The sequence below is a fragment of the Embleya sp. NBC_00888 genome (assembly GCF_045207655.1).
Lineage (GTDB): Bacteria > Actinomycetota > Actinomycetes > Streptomycetales > Streptomycetaceae > Embleya.
Map to the genome: position 1 here is coordinate 7,160,865 of NZ_CP108784.1, position 21,154 is coordinate 7,182,018.

A 21,154-nucleotide genomic window follows, 5' to 3' on the forward strand; every position below is an offset into this window, starting at 1 on the left:
TGGGCCGGTGGGCCGGAGGGATCGTGTGTCGTGTGCCCGGTGCGGGCGGGTGTCCGTCGAGCGCCGTCACCCCGGGCGAATACTCGTTCGTGCCCGGATCGGCGGCCTGCCTAGGATCGACCGATGACGACTTCCGACCGGGCCGGCGTGAAGGCCGCGGTGACAAACGCGGCGAAGGACGCGGTGCCGGCTGCCGTGACGGACGCCCTGCGTCGGGGTGACGTCGGCCGGCTCTCCGCCTACTTCGACGGGACGCCGTGCCCGGTCGTGGTGTTGCGGCGGCTGATCGGGCATGCGGACCCGGTGCTGCGCCACCTCGGGGTGGTGTTGCTCCGCGAACGCGCCGGGCGGCCCGATCAGGGTTCCGTCGCGGAGGCGGCGCCCTTGCTGTCCGCGGCGTGGGCGGCGCTGCCGTCCACGATGGCGGCCGGCTCGGAGTCGTCCGCGGTGTCGGTCGGCTCGGCCGAGACGGCGGTGGTGCTGGCCGAGGCGTACGCGCGACTGCGCGTCCCGGTGCCGGAACGGCGGTCGGCGGGGTGGCCGGCCAAGGTTCGGATCGCCTGGTTGCGTGCGGAGATCATCGCCCGACCCGAGGCGACCGTGCGGGCCGAACCACCGGGCGAGGAGCTGTACCAGGTGGTGCGCGCGATCGACGCCGACGCGCCGGCCGACCTGGACGGCTACCTGCGCGGGTTGGTCGCGCGGCCCGATCCGGTGCTGCGCGCGGCCGCGCTGGGCGTGGTTCGGGAGGCGGTGTACGGCGCGCTGCTCGGGCCCGAGCAGGCGCGCGGATGGCTGGTCGAACTGCTGGATCCGGCCGGCGGGGCGCGGGTGGTCGCGGGAGCGCTGGCCGAACTGGCCGAACCGTGGGCCGCCGGCGACGCACCCGCGAGCGTCGAGCCGGCATTGCGGCGGCTGGTGTCGGCCTACCCCGAAGCCGTCGAGACGGCGGCCCGGTTCGGGCTGTCCGGGTTGCTGCGCGAGATCGCGGCCGATCCGAGGTTGCCGGGGCGCCGGCGGCGGCGCGCCCTGGAGTCGGTCGGTGAGTTCGCCGAACGCGGCGAGACGCCAGGGCTGTCGGCGCTCGCGGGCACGGACCCGTTGTTGTTCGCCGAGCCGTTCGTCGCGTGTCTGCGGGCGATGCATCGACGCGGGCACTTCGTTCGGGCCGACGACGTGCCGGCCGTGATCGAGATCGCGCTCGCCGACTACCGCGTGTCCACCGCGGACGTCGCCATCGTGCTGTTCACCGTGCGGCACGAGGCGTTGCGGGTCCTGACCGCGGTCGCGGACGACGACCCGCACGAGGCCCGGCGCGTCGAACTGCTGCGCGCGTTGGCCGCCCAGGGCGCCCCCGACCTGCCGGTCGGCGAGGTGCTCACCGCGCGCCTCGCGGGCTCGACCCGACCCGAGCCGATCCTGTCCGTCCTGCGCGAACTGCGTTACCGGGAGGCGGAGGACGCCGTCCTCGCCACCGTGCCGCGCGCGCCCCGGGCGGCGCTGCGCGCGTTGGAGGCGATCGGCGGCGCACGCACGGTCGAGGCGCTGCGCGAGGCGTTGGGTGTCACCGACCCCGACGGTGTGGTCGCGCCGTACCTGCGTCCGGTGGCGGGCCTCGCGCTGGAGGTGCTGTGGCACCTCACCGACGACCCGGCCGCGCGCCGGACGTTGCGCGCGCGGCTCAACCGTCGGGGGCTGCCCGAACGCGTCGCAGCGGATCTCGGCATTCCCGACCCGGACGAACTCGCGGTGCGGACCTCGGCCCTGGACGTGCTCCGGCCCGGCGTGGCGCTGTGCCGACTCGCCGAGCACGGCGACGCGCGCAGCATTCCCGTGCTCGCGGACCTGCTGCTGCGCGTGGTGAGCGACCTGGTCGCGAACCGCGGCGAGGAGGCCGCCGAACCGGTCGTGCCGGGCCAGGTGTACCAGGCGATCGGCGACCTGGGCGAACGCCTGTACCGGCGCCGCGCGTTGCGTCCGGTGTGCCTGCTCGACGCGTCCTCACCGGAGGCGGCGCGGGAGGCGCTGGTCGTCGATCTCACGCTCGGCCTGTCGGAGCGCAGTGGCGTCACCGACGCCGAACTGGCCGTCCTGCTCGAACTCCTCGGCCGGGTACCGTCCGCACACGTCAAGGATCGTGTCCACCACCTGATCCGACACCGTGATCCGCACGTGCGCAAGCACGTCATCGCACTGCTCGCGCACGACGCCGACCTGGACGCCGCGCGATCCCTGTCCGCGAGCCTGATCCCGCTCACCTCGGCCGCCGACCCGCAGACGGTGCGTCAGGCACTGCTCGCCCTCGGCCACGCGCGGGCGCGGTGGGCGGGTGAGGCGATCGCGGCGTGCCTGGACCACCCCGTGATGAACATCAAGAAGACGGCGGCGCAGGCGCTGATCGACACCGGTACGCCGGCCCAGGTCCCGGCGCTGCTGCGGTGGCTCGGCCGGCACGACAACCCGGGCCTGCGCGAGTCGCTGACGCGTGCGCTCCGGTTCATCCTGGGGCGGAAGGCGTACGCGGTGTGCGTGTTGTCGGCGGCGGAGCGGGCGACGGACGCGCGCGAACGCGGGCTGCTGCTCGACGCGTTGTCGGGGGAGTTGTCCGTGCCGGCCGTGGCGGCCCTGGTCCGGCGCGGATCCCCGCTCGCGGAGCTGCTGCTCACCCGCTTGGCGCGGGGCACGACACGGTTGAAGCGCGGCCGGCTGCGGGACCTGACCGCGGAGTTCGCGGCGTACGACATCGCGCTGCCGGAGCCGGCGGTCGGCGAGGACGCCGACGCCGGGACACGGGTCGACCTGATCACGCTCGCCCGGAAGGGTGAGCGAGCCGATCACGACGACGCGCGCGCGGTGTTGCGGCTGGCGGCGCGGTCGGGGGACCTCGCTGTCGGGCAACGAGCCGACCTGCGGCAGGCGTTGCCGCGGATGTTGGCGGTCGCGCGGGATCGGCCGGCGGATCGGGCCACCGTGTTGCGCCTTGTGCTGGAGGTGTGCCCCGCGCCGTGGTCGGCCGCCGAACTCGGTGCGTTCGCGGACGCGTACGACGTGCTCGCCGCCGAACTCGGCGCCGTGGGCGGGGTGGGGGAGGTGCTGGAAGGCATCGCCGACACGTTGTCCGAGGTCGCGGCATTCGTCCTGGCGGCCCGCGTTCGTGCGTTGCCGGCGCGATCCTTCGCGGGTCGGGCGCGGTTGGCGGTGTTGTGGGGGTGTGGGGCGGTACTCACCCGGGACGACGTGGATCGGGCATTGAGCGGAGCGCGGCCGGGGCCGAATCCGTGGGAGGCGGAAGTCGAGGTGCTCAGGGTCGTGTTCGTGCCGGTGGCGGGAGCCGACTCGGCGGGGGCGGATGCGGCGGGGGCCGACGCGGCGGGGGCGGACGCGGCGACGGCCGAGCCCGATCGGCGTGCCGGCGAGTCCGATTCGGCCGTGGGCTGTGTCGCGCCGCGCGACCGCCGCGTGGCGGCCGTCGATACCGACGCGTCGGCCCGCGTCGCGGCATGGCGGTCCGCCCTGGACGACGCGGTGCGCTCGCTCCCGGCCTTCGTCGCCTTCCGGGCGCGAGCCGGAGCCGGAGCCGATGCCGAGGCCGGCGCCGCCGGCTGCGCGGACATCGACTCCCGAGCGCGCGTCGACGCGCTGATCGACGCCTTTCCGACCGCCGATCCCGCCTGCCGTGCGCCCCTGCTCGACTGGTTGACGGAGCTTCAGCCGATCGGCGCACCCGCGTGGGTCCTGGCCGAACGGGCCGCGCGGGTGGCACGTGCCGCCGCGCCGCGGGTGCCGGATCCGACCGACCTGGACCAACCGCGCTCGACCGCGCAGCGCGAACGCCTGCTGGCCCTGCTCACCACCGCCGAACCCGCGCGCCGCACCGCCGCCGCGCGCACGCTGAGCGGCTGGGACGAGCCGGAGGCGCGGCGGGCCACGCTCGACGCCTACCTGCGGGGCACGCCGGACCTGCCGCCGCGGCCCGGGCTCGCCCGGGCGCTGCTCGGCGTCACGGACTTCACCGACTACGACGACGGTGGTCGGGAACGGGCCGCGAGGCTGTGCGCCCTGATGTCGGTGGAAGAGTCGGAGCGGATGGCGCCGCACCTGGTCTCCTGGTGGGAGAACGGCGCACCGGCGACCAGGGCCCAGGTGTTCACCGCCACCCGGGCCATCCCCACCGACACGCTCGCCGAGGTGTTGCGGACCCGACTCGAAGCCGGCCGCTGGGGCTTCCTGGACCTGCTTGCGGGTCGTTCGACCCGGCGCACCCCGGAACTCGCGGAGACCGTGCGCCGGTTGCGGGTGCAGGGACGCACGGACCTCGCCGACCGCCTGAACCTGACCGACGGGTTCCTGCTCGGTGTCGACGCCGCGACCCGGAGCGGCAGAGCCCTGGCCGCGTTGCGGACCCGCTCGGTACCCGCCGGTGCCGAGCGCCCCACCCGCGACGAACTGATCGGCACGGTCCGCGGCGACGGGCCCGAACAGGCCCGCCGGGCCCTGTCCCGACTCGCCGACGAGCACGGCGGCGACGACGAAGTACGGGACCTCGTGGTCGAGTTGCTGAGCCATCCGGTCCCGAGGGTGCGGCTGCACGCGCATCGCGTCTCGCGCCGCCTGCTCGACCGCTCGGCATACCTGCGGCACACCGAGGGGTTGCTCGCCGATCCGCGTCGGGACATCGTGCGCATGGCGATCCGTACGCTGTCCCACGCCGGATGGGAGCCCGCCGTTCCGGCCCTGGTCACCCTGTTCGGGGACGCCGATACGGTGGTTCGCGAAGCCGCCGCCGAGGCACTGGCCCGGATCGGCGTGCCCGTGCTGCCCGCACTGCGCAAGGCCGCCGCACACGCCCGCCCGGACCGCCGCGCCCGCTACACCGAACTGCGCGACCGGATCGAGGCCGCCCCGAGGTGACCGTACCCGGCCCGGTCCTCGGTACTGCCGTCGGGGAGCGAGTCGGCGAGGTAGGCGTCCAGGTCGGGGCCGTCGGGCGACTCCGGGATGAGAATGTGCCGCACCCACGCGTCGCGTTCGTGCAGGATCGGCGGCAACTCCCAGACGCAGCCGATCAACGACCGCTCCACCCGCACGAAGTTGGTCGGATCACGGTCCGGACAGCCGAGTACCGGCTGGCCCGCCGCGACACCGGCGAAGTGCAGGGTGTTGTCCCACACCCAGCTGTACACATTCAGATACGCCCCGTCGTCCGCGCCCCGATGCAGCACGACGAACGAGGCGGGCGGCGTGCCGTCCGGCTCGGGCAACAACGCGGGCAGGATCGCGTAGGCGGCGGCCTCGACGGCGGGATCGATCCCGTGTGGATCGCGCGTGACGTGGTAGCGCTTGATCCGCCGACCCGCCACCTCGATCGGCGAGTGGACGCGCAGGAGTTTCGCGGTGAAGGACATGGCCGGACGGTAGGCCCGATCCCCTGACAACCCATGTCAGTGGAAACCGATAAATCCCGGTGATCCGGTGATCACGGAACCGGGCGGTGCAACCACAGATCCAGGGTGAACGCACTGCCCCGGCGGTCGCGGACGATCGGCGGCGCGTCGCCGCGGACGAAGCCGGTGGCCCGGGCGACGCCGATACTGGCGACGTTGTCCGGCGGGATGCGCAGCCCCACGGCGGGCACGCCCACCACGCGGTAGGCGAAGTCGGTCATCAACCGGACCGCCTTCGCGGCCAATCCCCGCCCGCGATGGGCGGCCCCGATCGCGTAGGCCAACTCGGCCTGATCCGGGCGCTCGTCCAGGCCGAGGAACAACATGACGACGCCGCACGGTTCGTCGCCGTCGAGCGTCACCGCCAACTGCACGGCGCGGTGTTCGGCCCTGGCCAGTCGGGCCTTGGCGAGGAACTCGCGGGCGGCGTCGGCGTCGAAGGGCGAGGGGAGCGGGGTCCAGCGGGCCGTCTCGACCTCGTCGAAGAGGTCGACCAGCAACGGGAGGTCGGCGTCGGTCCATTCGCGCAGCTGGATGCCGGGGCCGGTCAACGCGACGGCGGCGGGTAGTCGGTGGGCGGAACGAGGTCGCGAGTCGGTGGACATGGGTCGAGTGTGCCTCGTGGGCTCCGACGGGGGCCGTGAACCGGCCGGCGGTGGAGCGGGGCTGGATCCGGGTGTCGACGACGAAACGGGGCCCCGCGCCGGGCGCGGGACCCCGTTCGTTCGTCGTGGGCTCGGGTCAGCCGCGGTGCGTCGACCCGGTGTGAGCCGCGTCGCGTGGGTCCTGGACCTTGGTGCGGTACAGCCACAACGCCACGCCGGCAACCAACACCCCGCAGGCGATCCCCAGTTCCTTGAAGCCGCCGTAGCCGGTGATGGAGAAGCCGGTCGCGCCGACCACCAACACCACGGTCAGGAACGCGGCGAGCAGCCAGGCCAACGGGACGAAGAAGCCCGGCAGTCGGATCGGGCGGGCCAGGTCCGGGCGGTCCTTGCGCAACATCGCGAAGCCCGAGATGGCCAGGATGTGGGTCAGGATGTAGCCCAGGTTGCCGGTCACGATGATCGCCAGCGGCGTCTTGAGCGCGATCAGGATGACCACGTTGACCACGAGCGCGATCATCAGCGCCCGAGCCGGCACGCCACGCTTGTCGAGCACGCCGACCTGCTTGATCGTGGTGCCCTCCTTGCCCATGTTGTAGAGCACGCGCGACCCGTCGGCCAGGCCGGTGATCATGATCAGCAGCAGCGACGCGATCAGGAAGACCACCATCAGGTCGGCCGCGCCGCCCACCAGGTCGTTGAACGCGCCGACGTAGAACGTGGTCGGGTCGAGCGCGATGGCGCCCTCGCCGACGTACCCGGCCAGCGCCAGCGGCAGCAGGATGAACACGCCGAGGGAGAACAGCACGCCCGCGCGCAGCGCCCGGGAGGTGTCCTTGACGGTGTCCTTGTACTCCGGCGCGAAGGTCGCGCAGACCTCGACGCCGAACGAGGTCCAGGCCATCACGTACAGCCACACCAGCGACTCGCGGATGCCCGCCGCGCCGTGCAGGTTCCAGTGCAGGTTGCTCGCGCTCCAGTCGCCACTGGCGAACGGCAGCACGATGAACACCGCGAGCGGCACCAGCAGCATGCCGCCGGTGACGTAGACGACCCACATCGCGACGTGCAGGCCGAACATGGCCGCGCCGAACAGCAGCACGATCACCGCGATGCCGACCACGATCGGGAAGGTCAGCTCGGCGAAGCCCAGGTCCAGCGTCCAGTCCTGACCCTTGAACCACTGGGCCTGGACGAGGGAGCCGATGATGCCCGCGTACACGGACAGCGCGGTCGTCCAGGGGAACCAGTAGCCGATGCTGGCCAGCGGGCCGACGAACGGCGCGCGCTTCTTCCAACCCTCGGTGGCGTAGTGCGCGATGCCGCCGGACGACTCGGGGAACATCGCGGCGAGCTCGGTGTAGATCCAGTTGGCGATCGTGGCCAGGACCATCGACCCGGCCCACAGCGCGATCGCGCCCCACGCGCCGAGGCCGCCGATCGACGCGCCGAGCGAGGCGATCAGGGCGGCGGGCATGGTCAGTGACATCGCGAAGCCGTCGTACCAGCGCATCTTCTTGGCGAGCGCGGGCGGGTTCGCCGCGGAGTCGGTCGTACCGGGGCCGGACGCGCCGGGGGCGGCCGGCTGAGTTGATGCGGACATCTGTATCCCCTTCGCGGGGTGGAGGCGGCCGGTGGGTGAGCCCCGGGGGACGGCCGCTTGGGGGAGGGGGTCGCGGGCTCCGGGGGCGCCGGTGTCGGCGTCGTCGTCGGCCCTGCTGATGGCCCTGTTATAGATGCGAGTTTTCGACCACGTCAAGGGTTCGTCTTTGTTCATTCGACAAATGAGACCTGTGGAAGTTGCTCATTGAGATCTATTGACAGGTCAAAGTTGCTGATGAACTCTGAGTACACGTCGCCCGAGAGCAGAGAGGGATCCCCCCGCATGAGCAGCAACGGCTCCGCCCGCCATCAGTTCTTCATCAACGGCGCCTACGTGGACGGCTCCGGCGCCGAGGGCTACGACGTGATCAGCCCGGTCACCGGCGAGTACGTCGCCACCATCCCGGTCCCCACCGCCGCGGACCTGGACAAGGCCGTCGCCGCCGCCAACACCGCGCAGCGCGCGTGGGCCAAGGTCAACGTCTGGCAGCGCGCCGAGCTGTGTCACCGCATCGGCGACGAGATCACCAAGCGCGTCGACGAGCTGGCCCGCCTCCAGACCCTGGAGCAGGGCAAGCCGCTCGCCGAGTCGGTCGCCGACATCGAGGAGGCCGCGCAGCTCTTCCACCTGCACGCCGAGGACGCGGTCCGGCTGCACGGCGAGACGATGCCCTCCACCGACGGCACCAAGCGCATGTGGACCTTCTACGCGCCGGTCGGCACGTGGGGCATCATCACCCCCTGGAACTTCCCGCTGCTCATGCTCGCCGAGTTCGTCGCCCCGGGCCTGGCCACCGGCAACGCGCACGTGGTCAAGCCGCCGGCCAACACGCCGCTGACCGTGCTCAAGGCGATGGAGGCGTTCGTCGCCGCCGGTGTCCCCGAGGGCCTGATCAACATCCTCCCGGGCGAGGGCGCCACCGGCGACGCGCTGGTGCGGCACGACGGCATCGACGCGATCGGCTTCATCGGCTCCTCCGCGACCGGCGCCAAGATCCAGGCCACCGCCGGCCTCAAGCGCTCGATCATGGAGTGCTCCGGCAACGGCCCGCTGGTCGTGCTGGCGGACGCCGACCTGGACGCCGCCGCCAAGGCCGCGGTGTACGGCGCGTACCTGTGCGCCGGGCAGGTCTGCTGCGCCACCGAGCGGGTGATCGTGGTGGACGAGGTGCACGACGCGTTCGTGGCCGCCGTACTGCGCGCCGCCGAGGACGTGGTGCTCGGTGACCCGTTCGACGCCGCGACCAACCTGGGCTCGCTCAACAACGAGGGCGTCGCCGCCAAGATGGACCGGCACATCGCCGACGCGCACGAGCGCGGCGCGAAGGTGCTGCTGGGCGGCAAGCGCCGCGAGGGCATGCCGACCGACCTGTACTACGAGTTCACCGTCGTGGACCAGGTGCCGGTGGACAGCCTGCTCTCGCGCGAGGAGTCGTTCGGTCCGGTCGTGCCGATCATCACCGCCGCCGACGAGGACGACGCGCTGCGGCTGGCCAACGACGACAAGCTCGGCCTCCAGGGCGCGGTGTTCACGAGCAGCATGCGCGCGGCGTACCGATTCGTCGAGGAGATGGCGGTCGGTCAGGTCGTGGTCAACGACAGCACGTGCTTCTGGGACGTGAACATGCCTTTCGGCGGAGCCGGCAACCGGGGTACGGGTTGGGGCCGGATCGGCGGCAAGCACACGCTGCTCGACATGTCCGACCTCCGCACGGGCGTCATCAACCTCTAGCCCTCGACCGCGCCGGCCGGGAAATCCAGCCCGGCCGGCGCTTGAGGCCAAGCAAGAACACGCATATCGGCCACAACCCGCAAGGGAAACCGCATGACCCCGACCCACCGCACCGCGCTGAGCCGCACCGCCCAGGAACCGTTCTGGCTGGATCGGCCCGAGCGGCCCGAGCCGCTGCCCCGCCAGGTCGGCGACACCCGGACCGACCTGGCCGTGGTCGGCGGCGGGTACACCGGTCTGTGGACCGCGCTGATCGCCAAGCAGCGCGACCCCGGCCGCGACGTACTCGTGCTCGAACAGGGCACCTGCGGCCACGCGGCCAGCGGGCGCAACGGTGGCTTCTGCTCGCCCAGCCTCACCCACGGCCTGGCCAACGGGCTCCAGCGCTGGCCGGACGAGATCGACGCACTGCAACACCTGGGCGCGCGGAACCTGGACGCGTTCGAACGCGACCTGGACGCGCACGGCGTCGACTGCGGCTTCGCCCGCACCGGCAAGGTCGCGGTGGCCGCCACCCCATGGCAGGCGAAGGCGCTGCGCGAGTCCGTACCGATCGCCAACGGCTACGGCGAGAAGGCCGAATACCTCGAACACGACGCGCTGCGGGCGTACGTCGACTCGCCGCTGTGGTCGGCGGGCGTCTGGCAACCCGACTACGCGCTCCTGGACCCCGCCCGCCTGGTATGGGGACTGCGCCGGGCCTGCCTGGACGCCGGGGTGCGGATCGTCGAGCGCACCGAGGTCACCGCGATCGACACCAAGCCCACCGACCTGATCCGGCTGACCACCCCGTACGGGATCGTCGGCGCGCGTCGGGTCGCGCTGGCCACCAACATCTTCCCGCCGCTGCTGCGCCGGCTCGGCCTGAGCATGGTGCCGGTGTACGACTACGCGCTCACCACCGAGCCGCTGACGGACGAGCAGCTCGCCGCGATCGGCTGGACCGGTGAGCACGGCGTCACCGACGCGGGCAACCAGTTCCACTACGTGCGCAAGACCGAGGACAACCGCATCCTGTGGGGCGGCTACGACGCCATCTACCACTTCGGCAGCAAGGTGGAGGAGGCGCTGACCCAGCGCCCGGAGACGTTCGACGTGCTCGCCGAGCAGTTCGCCGCGACCTTCCCGCCGCTGGCCGACGTCGGCTTCTCGCACGCGTGGGGCGGCGTGATCGACTCGACCACCCGGTTCTGCATGTTCGCCGGCACCGCCGCCGCCGGCCGGGTCGGCTACGCGCTCGGCTTCACCGGACTGGGCGTGGGCGCCACCCGCTTCGGCGCGGAGGTGGTGCTCGACCTGCTCGCGGGCACCCGGTCCGAGCGTACGGAGCTGGCCATGATCAAGCGCAAGCCGATCCCGTTCCCGCCCGAGCCCGCGCGCTGGATCGGCATCCAGGCCACCCGCTGGTCGATGGCCCGCGAGGACGCGCACGGCAGGCGCAATGTGTGGCTGCGCACGCTCGACCGCCTCGGCCTGGGCTTCGACTCGTGACCGACGCGAGCGGCGCCGGCGGGCCCGGTGTACCCGGGGAGCGGGAGGAACAGGGCAAGATGGCTGCCGAAGATCGAGAGGACATGCCGAACTCGGCGCCGCAGCACACTCGGAGCAGCCGCATGAACCCCACAGGCCCGTTGGACGACATCGACCGGCGCATCATCGCCATCCTCCAGGCCGATGGCCGGCGTGCCTACAAGCAGATCGCCGAGGACCTGGGCATCCCGGCGTCCTCGGTGCGCTATCGGGTGCAGCGTCTGGAGGAGAGCGGCACGCTCCAGATCGTCGGCATCGCCAACCCGCTCACGATCGGCTTCGATCGACTCGCGATGATCGGCATGCGGGTGCGGCCCGGCAGCGCCCGGGAGGTGTGCCGCGAACTGCGCGAACTGCCGGAGACCTCCTACGTGGTGATGGTCGCCGGGCAGTACGACGTGATGGTCGAGGTGATCTGCCGCGACACCGACCACTTCACCGACCTGCTCAACCGCCGACTGCTGCTGATCGACGGGGTGCTCTCCACCGACTCCTTCTTCGTCCTCGAGGTACACAAGTTGGCGTACGGCTGGGGCGTCGGCGGCGTGGAGTCCTCACTGCTCGACTCGCCGGAGATATCCCCGGGTTCGGGCTTGGACCAGCGCGACAACCGCTGAGGCCCGTCGCCGCCCACCAGCCACCGAGCTCTGTTTCCCGCCTCACCCGTCCGCCAGTTGTGGAAGATCGCCGACTTCACCGTGACGTCGCCCGATCGGGACGTCCGCGTTCGACCTCGGCGGTATGCGCCTTCAGCTGTCGCCGCGCGGGGCCGAGTCAGGGCACCGCCGGGAGTGTGGTCAGCCAGCGGTTCGCGGCGCCGTGGGTGGTGAAGGTGTGTACCGACGTTCCGGAGCCGGTGTGTTCGGTGATCAGGCGGCGCAGTCGGGGGCGGACCGCGTGGCGGTAGGCCAGGACCGAGCGCAATACGCTCGGATTCGCGCCGTCGAGGTCGCCGGGTCCGGGGTGTCGGCGGCGGGCGAACAGGTCGGTGATCGCGGCCGGCGCGCTGATGTCCAGGAACACGACGGTGTCCGCGGCGGTCAGGCGAAGAGCCAGCGTCGGGGCGTGGTTTCCGACCAGGATCCAATCGGGGCCCGCGATCAGCGTGCGTTGTGCGTCGGCGAACTCCTCGGCCGGCTGGGCCGATCGGTCCTCGCGGTGATACAGGGTGTCCAAGTGCGTGACGGGGAGCCCGAGTCGGGTGCCGAGCGCGTCGGCCCACCCGGTCCGGCCGGCTCCGCCGATCCCGACGACGACGATCTTGCGCATGGTCTCGCAGCCTACGGAGGCGGCCGACGCCGCGTGGTGGGAATCCGGGGAGCCGACCCTATCGGGTCGCCCGATGCCACTCGAACGTGTCGTCGGTCCAGGGTGTGCCTTCGGTCCCCCGTCGTGGGGCCCGACGGGGGACCGAAGATGCGCCCTGGCGCCGGCCGGGCCGTGCACGGCCCGGCCGGCGTGGGTGTCATGGCCGGTGAGGGTTGCCGGCCACGACACAAAGGGGCCGACCCGGTCAACCGGCGGCGGCCGGGACCCGGGAGTCGGGTCGCGGATCGGCAACGGGGAAGAGTACGCGTTCCGCCAACAGCCCGAAGACCAGGCCGAACGTGGTCCAGATGACGGTGTGGATGCCGAGCGAGGCCACCCGGAAGCGCCACACCACGGTGGCCGAGAACTCGGCCGGGATCTCGTTCACCGTGGGCATCGCCCACATCGCCACTCCGGCCGCGACCACGAAGGCCGCGATCGCGAGCGGCACGGCGTTCCAGACGCCCAAACGCGGGATCAGGCGCCGAGCGAGCAGTACCGAGGCCGCCGCGAACAACACGGACAGCGCGAGCATCCCGAAGTACAGCGCGGTGCGCCGCCCGATGGTGTCCGGGTCGCCGACCGCCGGCGGGTTCGCCGGGTACTTCAGGAACGGCACCACGATCACCGTCACGAAGCCGAGCAGCGCCAGCAGTCCGGCCGTCGCACGCGGTCGGAACGGGCCGATCCTGCCGTACGCGAAGGCGAACACGAGCGCGAACAGGCCGCCGATCGCGATCCCGTACACCCCCACGCCGGTCAGCATGCCGATCGTGCTCTGTACGCCCCGACTGACGATCTCCTCCTCCGGATGGTCACCGTGCGCGCTCGATTCGTGTTCCTCGAACGCGATCGCGTTGCGGACCTCCGGCTCACCGAAGACCCACGCGAACACCCACGCCAGAACCCCGGCGAGCACGCCGGTGAGCATGCCGCGGATCAACAGATTTCGCACCATGCGTGATGTCGACCTCCTGTGTGGCGACCCGCCGTCGTCGACGGGTCGCTGCTACCTGTTCCGTACGCGCGGCGCGGTGGGACCGCGCCGCGGGTCAGTGGCAGGGGAAGCCGAGAAGGTGGCGCCCGTCGTGCACGAACTCGTGCACACCCGATCCGGAGAAGAGCGCGACCGCGCCCTGCTCGGAGGCTACGAAGTAGATCAGAAACAGCAGGAACGCCCCGGCGAATACGGCCCAGGGCACGATCGCCTTGACCGGAATGGTGATCGGTGTGACGGCGGGACGGGGAACGGCAGCCTGAGCCACGGAGTCCTCCTTCGGGGCAACGCGCCCGGATGCGGGGTGCGTCGCGGGAGGGTCTGACTCACGGCCGCCGGGTCCCGCTCGCGCGGGTCGGCGGCTCGATCACAGTGGCGCGCCCGTGCCGGAGTCTCACCGGCTTCCTCGTCGCGACGCGAGGTCGATGGGAATCTAGGGGTCGCCCGCCGACCGGGTCAACGGGTGCGAGCCCTCTGCTGAAATCCTTGTGCAAGTCTTGAACCGGGCGAACCGGGCCGACCGGGCGTCGGCGGACCGGTTGGGTCGAGTCGGGCGGGCCGCGTCGGGTGGGGTGTTGGGCGGGTCTGACCCGCGATCGGAAGGGCACGTCGTTGAGTACGCGAGTAACCCTGCTGTGCCATGCCGCCACGGCCGCGACCGGGCGGGCGGCCTTCCCGCTGGACGAGCCGCCCACCGCGCACGGTCGGGCGGCGGCGGAGCGGTTGGCGCCGATCGTCGGCGGGAAGCCGCCGCGTGCGGTGCGCGGGCCGGAGTTGCGCTGCGCGGACACCGCGGCGGCGATCGGCTTGGCGCACGCGCTGGTCGAGCCGGCCCTGCGCGACTGCGATCACGGGAGTTGGGCGGGCCGGACGCTGGAGGAGGTGTTGGCCGCGGACCCGACGGGGGTGGCCGCGTGGCTCGGCGACCCGGACGCGGCCCCGCACGGTGGCGAATCGCTGACCTCGGTGCTCGCCCGGGCGGGCGGCTGGCTCGAGGAGCAGGAACGAGCAGGCCGACACGGGCGGGTGGTCGCGATCACCCACCCGATCCTCGCGCGCGCCGTCGCGGTGCACGCGCTGCGCGCGCCCGCGAGCGTGTTCCGCCACCTGGACGCCGGCCCGCTGGCCCGGGTCGACCTCACCTACAACGGCACCCGTTGGGCACTGCGCGGATTCGGCCTGCTCGGCCCGTGACACCGGCCGGCCCGGTACCGGGCGGGCGAAGCGGCTTCAGCGCGCGGCGCTGCCGGTCAGCCGGGTCGGCGTGATCCGAAGGACCACGCGGACCGACTCCGGCGGCAGCGCCACGTATTCGTCGCCCGCGCCGGGCCCCTCGTACTTCTCGGCCAACGCGACCGCGACCCGACGCCCGACGTCCTCGGTGACCGTCGTGGTACCGCGTATCTCCAGGTAGACGTCCGGGTCGGCGGGATCGTAGACGGTCACACTGGCCCGCGGTTCACGGCGCAGATTCCGCTCCTTGAGCCGCCCCGCCTCCGACGAGATCAACACGTCGTTCCCATCGCGCCCGACCCACACCACCGAGGTCTGCGGCCCGCCGTCGACATTCACCGTCGCCAGCACGGCCGGATACGCCGCGTCGAGAAGCGCACGCGCGGCATCGCCCAGAGTAATCGTCATGATCGCGATCCTAACCCGCCCACACACCGACCGGATCGGCGAATCGTGCCGCCGGGCGGGGAGTTCACGGGTGGATCAGGGTCTTGCCGAGGGGGCGGCCGGTGAGTTGGGCGTGGAGGGTTCTGGGGAGTCGGGGGAGGGTGATCTCGTTGGTGATCAGGTGTTCCAGGGGGAGCTTCGGGAGGGTGCCGAGGGCGGCGGTGAAGTCGGTGGAGGTGGTGCCGTAGCTGCCGGCGATCGTGACCGGCCGGCCGGACCAGGTGGTGTGGACGGCGTGTTCGGATCGGCGGACGTGGTCCAGGTCGACGGGCAGGCCCGGGAGTTCGTCGCCGGGGGCGGTGCCACCGTAGAGCAGGGCCAGGCCGGTGGGGACGAGGACGCGCAGGGCCTCGGTCAGGATGTCCGGGCGGACGAAGCTGGTCGCGATCACCGCGACGTCGAACGCCGCGGCCGGCAGCGCGGCCAACGGGCGGACGTCGAAGCCGCGGCTGCGCAGGAACTCGGCGCGGTCCGCGCTGCGGTTGACCAACGTGACCTCGGCCCCGGCGAGTTCGGCGAGGCGGGCGATGAGCAGACCGGCCGCCCCGGCGCCGAATACGACGACGGCCCGACCGGCCGGCGATCCGCCCAGGTGCCGGGTCAGCGCGCTCACACAGTGCTCGGCACACGCGAGTGGCTCGGCGAACACCGCCTGCCGGGCCGTGAGTTCGTCCGGCACCCGGGGCAGAGCGGCGCACAGCCGGTCGGCCGGGCCGGCGGCGTACATCTCGGTCGCGAAGCCGGTGGTGCGGGCGAGGCGCACGTTGGGGTCCAGGGTCACCCGCAGGCCGGCGGGAAGGTCGTTCGGCAGGGTGGATTCGGCGACGACACCGACGAGTTCGTGGCCGAATTGGCTGGGTCCGTAGCGCTCGCGGGCCACCTCCTTGAGGTCCGAGCGGCACAGGCCCGCCAGCTCCACCCGAATGCGCACCCCGTGCTCCCCGCGCGGTGGGTCCGGGCGGCCGAGTCGCAACAATGGACCGTCCGGACCCAACTCGACCCTCATCGCGGCGAATCCGAACCGCCGATGGAGGTGGCCGGCGCGACCTCGGCCGCCCGGTGCGGCAGGCCGGGCGCGGCCGGGACCGGCGAGCCGGCCCGGGCCGTGCGGGCACGCAACATCTCCAGCGCCTCGCCGAACCGGTCCGCGATCAGATGGGCGTCGGCCGGGGTCAGGATCAGCGGCGGGCGCAACTCGATGACGTTGCCCAGGCCGTGCTCGGACACACGGGTGAGGATGCCTCGCGCGTGCAGGTGGCGCTGGAACGCCTGGGCCAACTCCGGTGCCTTCGCGCCGTTCGGGCGGACCAGTTCGACACCCAGCATCAACCCCGGCCCGCGCACGTCGCCGAGCACCGGATGCTCGCGCTGGAGACCCCGTAGCCGTCGGCTCAGGATCGCGCCCACCCGGCGGACGTTGGCCAGGAACCCGGGTCGGCGGACGATCTCCAAGGTCTTGACCGCGGCCGCGGCGGCCAGCGTGTGGCCGCCGTAGGTGAATCCGTGCAGCGAGCGATCCCAGTCGGCCATCCGCTCCTCGGTCAGGATCGCCGCGAGCGGCAGGCCGCTGCCGGTCAGGCCCTTGGAGACGGTCATCATGTGCGGGGCGACACCGAAGTGGTCCGCCGCGAACATCTCCCCGGTGCGGCCGAACGCGGTCTGGATCTCGTCGAAGACCAGGATGATCCCGTGCTCGTCGCACAGCGCCCGCAGCGCCTGGAAGTACCCGGGCGGCGGCACGATGTTGCCGCCCATCCCGCTGATCGGCTCGATCAGCACACACGCGACGCTGCCGGAACTCGCGTAGGTGATGAAGTCCTCGATCCGCGCCACGCACAACATTCCGCAGGTGTCCGGGGTCTGGCGGTAGAAGCAGCGGAAGCAGTACGCGTCCGGCACGTGCACGGCTCCCGCGGCGTGCGCCGGGAACGGCGCGCGCATCCGACTGCTGCCGTTGTACGCGGTGGCCGCGATGGTCTGCCCGACGTGGCCCCGGAACGGCACGATCACATCGCGTCGGCCGGTGTGGTGTTGGGCGATCTTGATCGCACCCTCGTTCGCGGTCGATCCGCCGCTGCTGCGCAGGTTCACCCGGGTCAGGTTGGCCGGCGCCATCCCGACCAGGTCGCGCATCACCCGGTCGGTCGGCTCGGTGCGGAACGACGAGGCGGCGAAGACCAGTTCCTCGGTCTGTTCGCGTACGGCCGCCATCACCTCGGGATGGTTGTGCCCAAGCACCAGGTTGAACGTCCCCGATACGCAGTCCAGGTACTCGCGGCCGGTGGAGTCCCACGAACGTATGCCCTCGCCGCGCACCAACACCGCGTCGCCCAACTGGTATTGCGCGACCTGGGCGGCTCCGGCCGCCCGCTCGTCGACCGACTCAGCCATCGCGGTGGTCCGCGTCGAGCCATTCCAACTGGGTGCGCACCCACGCCTCCAGCGTCCACGGCTCGGCCACCCGGCGTCGCCGCTCGGCCGCCGCCTTGCGATCGGCGGCGGGCGCGGTCAACGCGGCGATCAACGCCTCGGCCTGCTCGACCAGGTCGAACGGATTGACGGTGCGGCAGACCGGGGCCAGGATCTCGGCCGCGCCGCACATCTCGGACAGGATCACGTCCGCGTCCCGCTCGTTGACGAGCGGTGCTTCGAAGGTGCTCAGGTTCTGGCCGTCCACCGTCGAGTTGAACACCAGCACGTCGGCCCGGCGGAAGCACCCGATGGTGTGCTCGACCTCGTTGTCGCAGTGCAACCGCACGGTGTCCGGACCCAGTTCGGCGTTCGCCTCGGCGATCGCGTACTCCACGCGGCGCACGTACTCGGCGTTCGCCTCGACGTAGAGCCGATTGGGATTCATCCGGACCAGCAACCTGGACGAGCGCACCGCGGGCTCGGCGCGATGGGCCGCCACGAAGGCCCGCACCGCGCGTTCGGCGTTCTTCATCGGGTCGGTCCGGCCGCTGTGCACGACCAGTGCCGCGTCGCCCGCCCACTCCGCGATGCCCGGCGGGAGGCGTGGGTGGTCCGCCTCCAGGGCGAGCGGGCTGTAGCCGAGCGGCATCGTGCGTACCCCCGTGCGTCGGCCGCGCCAGTGCACCACGCCCGCGTTCCGGTCCACTTCGGCGTCCGGTATCAGGTCCGCCACGCAGTCCAGGAAGTTGCGGCACCAGCGCTCCGCGAAGAAGCCGATGGTGGTCGCGGGCAGCATGCCCTCCAGAATGCCGACCCGCATCGCCTTGGGCAGGATCCGCCAGTAGTCGGGCGAGGGCCAGGGGATGTGCACGAACAGCAGGATCGGCGCGCTCGCCCGCACCGCGCGCAACCGGGCCGGCACGCCCACGAGTTGATAGTCGTGCACCAGGTACACCGGGTCCGCGACGTCGGCCGAGTCGGCGAGCAGCGCACCGGCGAAGTCCTCGGTGAACTCGGCGAACCGGTCCAGCGCGGTGTAGGTCTCGGGACCGAACGTGGGCGTCGTCCACTTGTCCCAGCCGTAGTTGTTCGCGGCCCACATCAACTGCGCGGTGAGGAAGTTCTGCACCACCTCGAACGTCTCACGGTCGTGCCGGAGCAGTCGGACCCGGATGTCGCGCCCCGAACGAAGGCGAAGCTCCAGGCCGTTCGGGCTCTCCCGGGCCGCCTGATGATCGTCGTCGGTGTCCGCGCTGGCGATCCAGGTCACGTCGAGCACACCCGCCTGCTCGGCGACCACGTTTCCGGTACCACCCGGCGCGAGCCACGGCCGCAGCCGGCCGTGCTCCGGATCCGGGGCGAAGCTGACGGCGGCGCGCTTGCTGGCCAGGAACAGATGACGATCCATCAGGACTGGTCCCTTCCGAAGACGGCTGAAGCGTCGAAGACGGCTGAAGCGTCGAAGGCGGCTGGGGTGTCGGGGGCGGTCGGGGCGGCGCGTGGGATCGACGGGTGGTGCGCCGTCGGCGCCGCGATCAGCGCGGCGTCGGCCGTGTACACGTCGACCGGGTCCAGGCCGCGCAGTTCGGGCAGGTGCGCGGCGCGCTCGCTGTGCAGGCAGGCGTTGCGCGGACGGCACGCGTACGCGGTGTCCCCCTGCGGTACGGCGGTCACCAACTCGGGGTCGACGCCGTAGCCGAGCGCGATGTGCCTGGCCCACTGCACGCGGGAGAGCCGACGCGGCCCGCCCAGGTGCACGACGCCGGTGTGCGGCGAGTCGAGCAGCGCGGTGGTCCACGCCGCGACGTCGTCGATCAGTACGGGTGTGTTCCAGTGCTCGTCCGGGACCGCGACCGGCGCGCCCACACCGAGGCGTTCGGCGCACGTGGTGAAGAAGTTGGGCCGCAGACCGGCCCGATCCCACCCGTACACCAGGCTGACCCGCAACACGAGCGCGTCGCCGCCGGCCAGGTAGGCGTCCTCGGCGGCCGACTTCGCCCGCCCGTAGGCATTGGCGGGCGCGGTGGCGTCGGATTCGGTGGAGCTGTCCGCGTGCCCGGGGAATACGTTGTCGGTGGAGATCAGCACGGTCCGCGCGGTGCGGCCGGCCAGCGCGGCCACCACGTGCCGGGCGCCGGCCGCGTGCACGGCGGTCGCTCCCGCCGGGTCCGCCTCGCACCACGTGATGTCCGAGGGCCCGTGCGCGGCCACCACCGCGTCGGGGCGGACCGCGTCGACGACGGTGCGCACCTGGTGCGGATCGGCCACGTCCACCGGGAGCCAGCGCAACCCCCGGGTCTCCGGGGTGTGCGGCCGGCGGCGCGAGCCGAGCACGACCCCGTGGCCGAGTCGGGTCAACCGGGTGCCGACGTGGCCGGCTATGTACCCCGATCCGAACACCAGGACCCGGGTCATCGGGAAACCCCCTTCTCGTTCGGGTGGTTCGGGTGGTTCGGGTGATTCCGATGGTTCGTATGATTCGGCGGAGTCGGCTCACCCGGTCCGCCGGACGGGCGCGGGTCGCCCCGCTCGCCCCGCCTGTCGCTCGGTGTGCCGGCTTCGTGGTCCGGCCGGTCCGGCCGGTCCGGTCGATCCGTGCCGGGTTCGTCCGGGTGCTCCGCCGGCAACAGCCGGAGCGACCCACTTCCCGCCACCACCATTACCCCGCACAGCGCGACGATGCCAAGGACGGTGCCCAGACCCAGCCGGCCGGCCAGCGTGCCGACCAGCGGCGGTGCGCCCAGGAACCCGGCGTAGGACACCGTGGTGACCAGCGAGATCGCCTGCGGGCGCCGCTCCGGGCCGACCGCGCGCCCGGTCGCGGCGAGCAGCGTGGGGACGATCGGGGCGAGGCCGACACCCGCGAGCGCGAATCCGGCCAGCGTGGACGCGGTGGACCAGGCCGCCGCCGCGAGTGCGAGGCCGAGGCCGCCGAGTGCGCCGCCGACGAGCACCAGGGTGCGCTCGCCGACCCGCTCGCCGCGCCACTGGGCGAGTATCCGGCCGGCGGACAGGCCCGCCATGTACACGGCCGGGCCACACGCGGCGACGAAGGAACCGGCGCCGAGGTCGTCCGTCAGGTGGATCGCGCCCCACTGTTCGACGGTGTTCTCCATCAGCAGCACGATGCCGCCGACCGCGCCGACCACGAGCAGGGCGGTCAACAGGCGGCCGTGCGCGCGCCCGGCACCGGTGGTGCCGGCCGGGTCGGGCTCCCGTTCCTGCCACCGGCGGCCGTCGATGGCCAGGACCGCGCTGAGCGCGACCAGGACGGCGATGGCCACCAGGATCGCCCGCGCGGACGCGCCCAGATGCAGCGCGAGGCCGACCGCCGGCGCGGCGAGCACCATGGCCAGCGGAGTGGCCGCCTGGACCTTGTTGAACAGCCGTTCGCCGGTGAGCGCCTCACGAGCGGCCGTGGTGGCGTTCAGCGCCACCTCGATCGCGCCGCTGGTCGCGCCGATCACCAGCAGCGCGGCCGAGAACGTCCACCGGGAGCCGGCGCCGGCCACGGCGAGCGTGCCGAGCGCGAACGCGGCGGTCACCAGCGGCAGCGTGCGCGGCCCGAGTCGGCGCGCGAGCGGGCCGGTGAGCAGCATCGTGGGCACCGCCGCGACCGGGACCGCGAACAGCGCCAGGCCCAGTTGCCGGTCGTCCAGAGCCAGTTCGTCCTTGAGCGTCGGGATCAACGCGGCCCAACCGCCCCAGAACAGCCCCCAACTCGTCGCGGGAGCCACCAGGCCGAGCACACCGCCGCCGTGCCGCATCGACGCTCCGTTCGTCGGGAGTGACCGAGAGTGTCGCCCACCGTACTGCTCAACCACTACCCTCGGCCGGCATCCCC

General features: G+C 72.5%; 17 protein-coding genes. 5 read left to right on the forward strand and 12 right to left on the reverse strand.

Annotated features, from left to right (window positions below; genetic code table 11):
- Window positions 1–123 precede the first annotated feature (123 nt).
- Complete coding sequence (locus OG948_RS30410; RefSeq protein ID WP_406299508.1) at window positions 124–4,911, forward strand: HEAT repeat domain-containing protein; 4,788 nt, start codon at window positions 124–126, stop codon at window positions 4,909–4,911.
- Here the strand turns inward: OG948_RS30410 and OG948_RS30415 are convergent.
- The 3 genes from OG948_RS30415 to OG948_RS30425 form a co-directional block, all read right to left on the reverse strand.
- Window positions 4,869–5,405, reverse strand: coding sequence for a hypothetical protein (locus OG948_RS30415; protein ID WP_406299509.1), 537 nt, complete (start codon window positions 5,403–5,405; stop codon window positions 4,869–4,871). The genes OG948_RS30410 and OG948_RS30415 overlap by 43 nt on opposite strands.
- A gap of 71 nt (window positions 5,406–5,476) precedes the next feature.
- Window positions 5,477–6,049: a GNAT family N-acetyltransferase gene (locus OG948_RS30420; protein WP_406299510.1), complete on the reverse strand. Its 573-nt coding sequence runs from the start codon at window positions 6,047–6,049 to the stop codon at window positions 5,477–5,479.
- 136 nt (window positions 6,050–6,185) lie between these two features.
- Window positions 6,186–7,652 carry an APC family permease gene (locus tag OG948_RS30425; RefSeq protein ID WP_406299511.1) on the reverse strand — a complete coding sequence of 489 codons (1,467 nt, stop codon included), beginning with the start codon at window positions 7,650–7,652 and terminating at the stop codon, window positions 6,186–6,188.
- Between the two features lie 282 nt (window positions 7,653–7,934).
- Here OG948_RS30425 and OG948_RS30430 point away from each other — a divergent pair, with 282 nt between their 5' ends.
- The 3 genes from OG948_RS30430 (at window position 7,935) to OG948_RS30440 (ending at window position 11,530) form a co-directional block, all read left to right on the forward strand.
- On the forward strand, window positions 7,935–9,383 hold the full coding sequence (locus OG948_RS30430; RefSeq protein WP_395865872.1) for an aldehyde dehydrogenase family protein: 1,449 nt from the start codon (window positions 7,935–7,937) through the stop codon (window positions 9,381–9,383).
- A gap of 93 nt (window positions 9,384–9,476) precedes the next feature.
- Complete coding sequence (locus OG948_RS30435; protein ID WP_406299512.1) at window positions 9,477–10,874, forward strand: NAD(P)/FAD-dependent oxidoreductase; 1,398 nt, start codon at window positions 9,477–9,479, stop codon at window positions 10,872–10,874.
- 122 nt (window positions 10,875–10,996) lie between these two features.
- Window positions 10,997–11,530 (forward strand): Lrp/AsnC family transcriptional regulator, encoded by a 534-nt coding sequence (locus OG948_RS30440; protein WP_395865868.1) that lies wholly within the window; start codon window positions 10,997–10,999, stop codon window positions 11,528–11,530.
- A gap of 157 nt (window positions 11,531–11,687) precedes the next feature.
- Here OG948_RS30440 and OG948_RS30445 read toward each other — a convergent pair whose 3' ends face one another.
- From OG948_RS30445 to OG948_RS30455, 3 genes are all read right to left on the reverse strand, one after another.
- The gene (locus tag OG948_RS30445) at window positions 11,688–12,182 is read right to left on the reverse strand and encodes a hypothetical protein (protein WP_406299513.1); all 495 of its coding nucleotides are present in this window, start codon (window positions 12,180–12,182) and stop codon (window positions 11,688–11,690) included.
- Between the two features lie 244 nt (window positions 12,183–12,426).
- On the reverse strand, window positions 12,427–13,179 hold the full coding sequence (locus tag OG948_RS30450) for a CbtA family protein (RefSeq protein ID WP_406299514.1): 753 nt from the start codon (window positions 13,177–13,179) through the stop codon (window positions 12,427–12,429).
- Between the two features lie 94 nt (window positions 13,180–13,273).
- Entirely contained in the window at window positions 13,274–13,486 is a 213-nt protein-coding gene (locus OG948_RS30455; RefSeq protein WP_406299515.1) for a CbtB-domain containing protein, read from the reverse strand.
- 344 nt (window positions 13,487–13,830) lie between these two features.
- On the opposite strand from OG948_RS30455, the gene OG948_RS30460 reads away from it, so the two are divergent.
- Window positions 13,831–14,412 (forward strand): histidine phosphatase family protein, encoded by a 582-nt coding sequence (locus tag OG948_RS30460; RefSeq protein ID WP_406299516.1) that lies wholly within the window; start codon window positions 13,831–13,833, stop codon window positions 14,410–14,412.
- A gap of 36 nt (window positions 14,413–14,448) precedes the next feature.
- Here OG948_RS30460 and OG948_RS30465 read toward each other — a convergent pair whose 3' ends face one another.
- The 6 genes from OG948_RS30465 to OG948_RS30490 form a co-directional block, all read right to left on the reverse strand.
- Window positions 14,449–14,859: a PPOX class F420-dependent oxidoreductase gene (locus tag OG948_RS30465; RefSeq protein WP_406299517.1), complete on the reverse strand. Its 411-nt coding sequence runs from the start codon at window positions 14,857–14,859 to the stop codon at window positions 14,449–14,451.
- Between the two features lie 64 nt (window positions 14,860–14,923).
- Window positions 14,924–15,829 (reverse strand): alcohol dehydrogenase catalytic domain-containing protein, encoded by a 906-nt coding sequence (locus OG948_RS30470; RefSeq protein ID WP_406299518.1) that lies wholly within the window; start codon window positions 15,827–15,829, stop codon window positions 14,924–14,926.
- A 71-nt stretch (window positions 15,830–15,900) separates the two neighbouring features.
- Complete coding sequence (locus OG948_RS30475; protein WP_406299519.1) at window positions 15,901–17,289, reverse strand: aspartate aminotransferase family protein; 1,389 nt, start codon at window positions 17,287–17,289, stop codon at window positions 15,901–15,903.
- Window positions 17,282–18,718, reverse strand: a complete 1,437-nt coding sequence (locus OG948_RS30480) for a trehalose-6-phosphate synthase (RefSeq protein ID WP_406299520.1) — start codon at window positions 18,716–18,718, stop codon at window positions 17,282–17,284. The genes OG948_RS30475 and OG948_RS30480 overlap by 8 nt, the downstream gene beginning before the upstream one ends.
- Entirely contained in the window at window positions 18,718–19,725 is a 1,008-nt protein-coding gene (locus OG948_RS30485; protein ID WP_406299521.1) for an SDR family oxidoreductase, read from the reverse strand. Before OG948_RS30485 ends, OG948_RS30480 begins: the two co-directional genes overlap by 1 nt.
- Window positions 19,722–21,077 carry an MFS transporter gene (locus tag OG948_RS30490; RefSeq protein ID WP_406299522.1) on the reverse strand — a complete coding sequence of 452 codons (1,356 nt, stop codon included), beginning with the start codon at window positions 21,075–21,077 and terminating at the stop codon, window positions 19,722–19,724. The genes OG948_RS30485 and OG948_RS30490 overlap by 4 nt, the downstream gene beginning before the upstream one ends.
- Window positions 21,078–21,154: the final 77 nt, after the last annotated feature.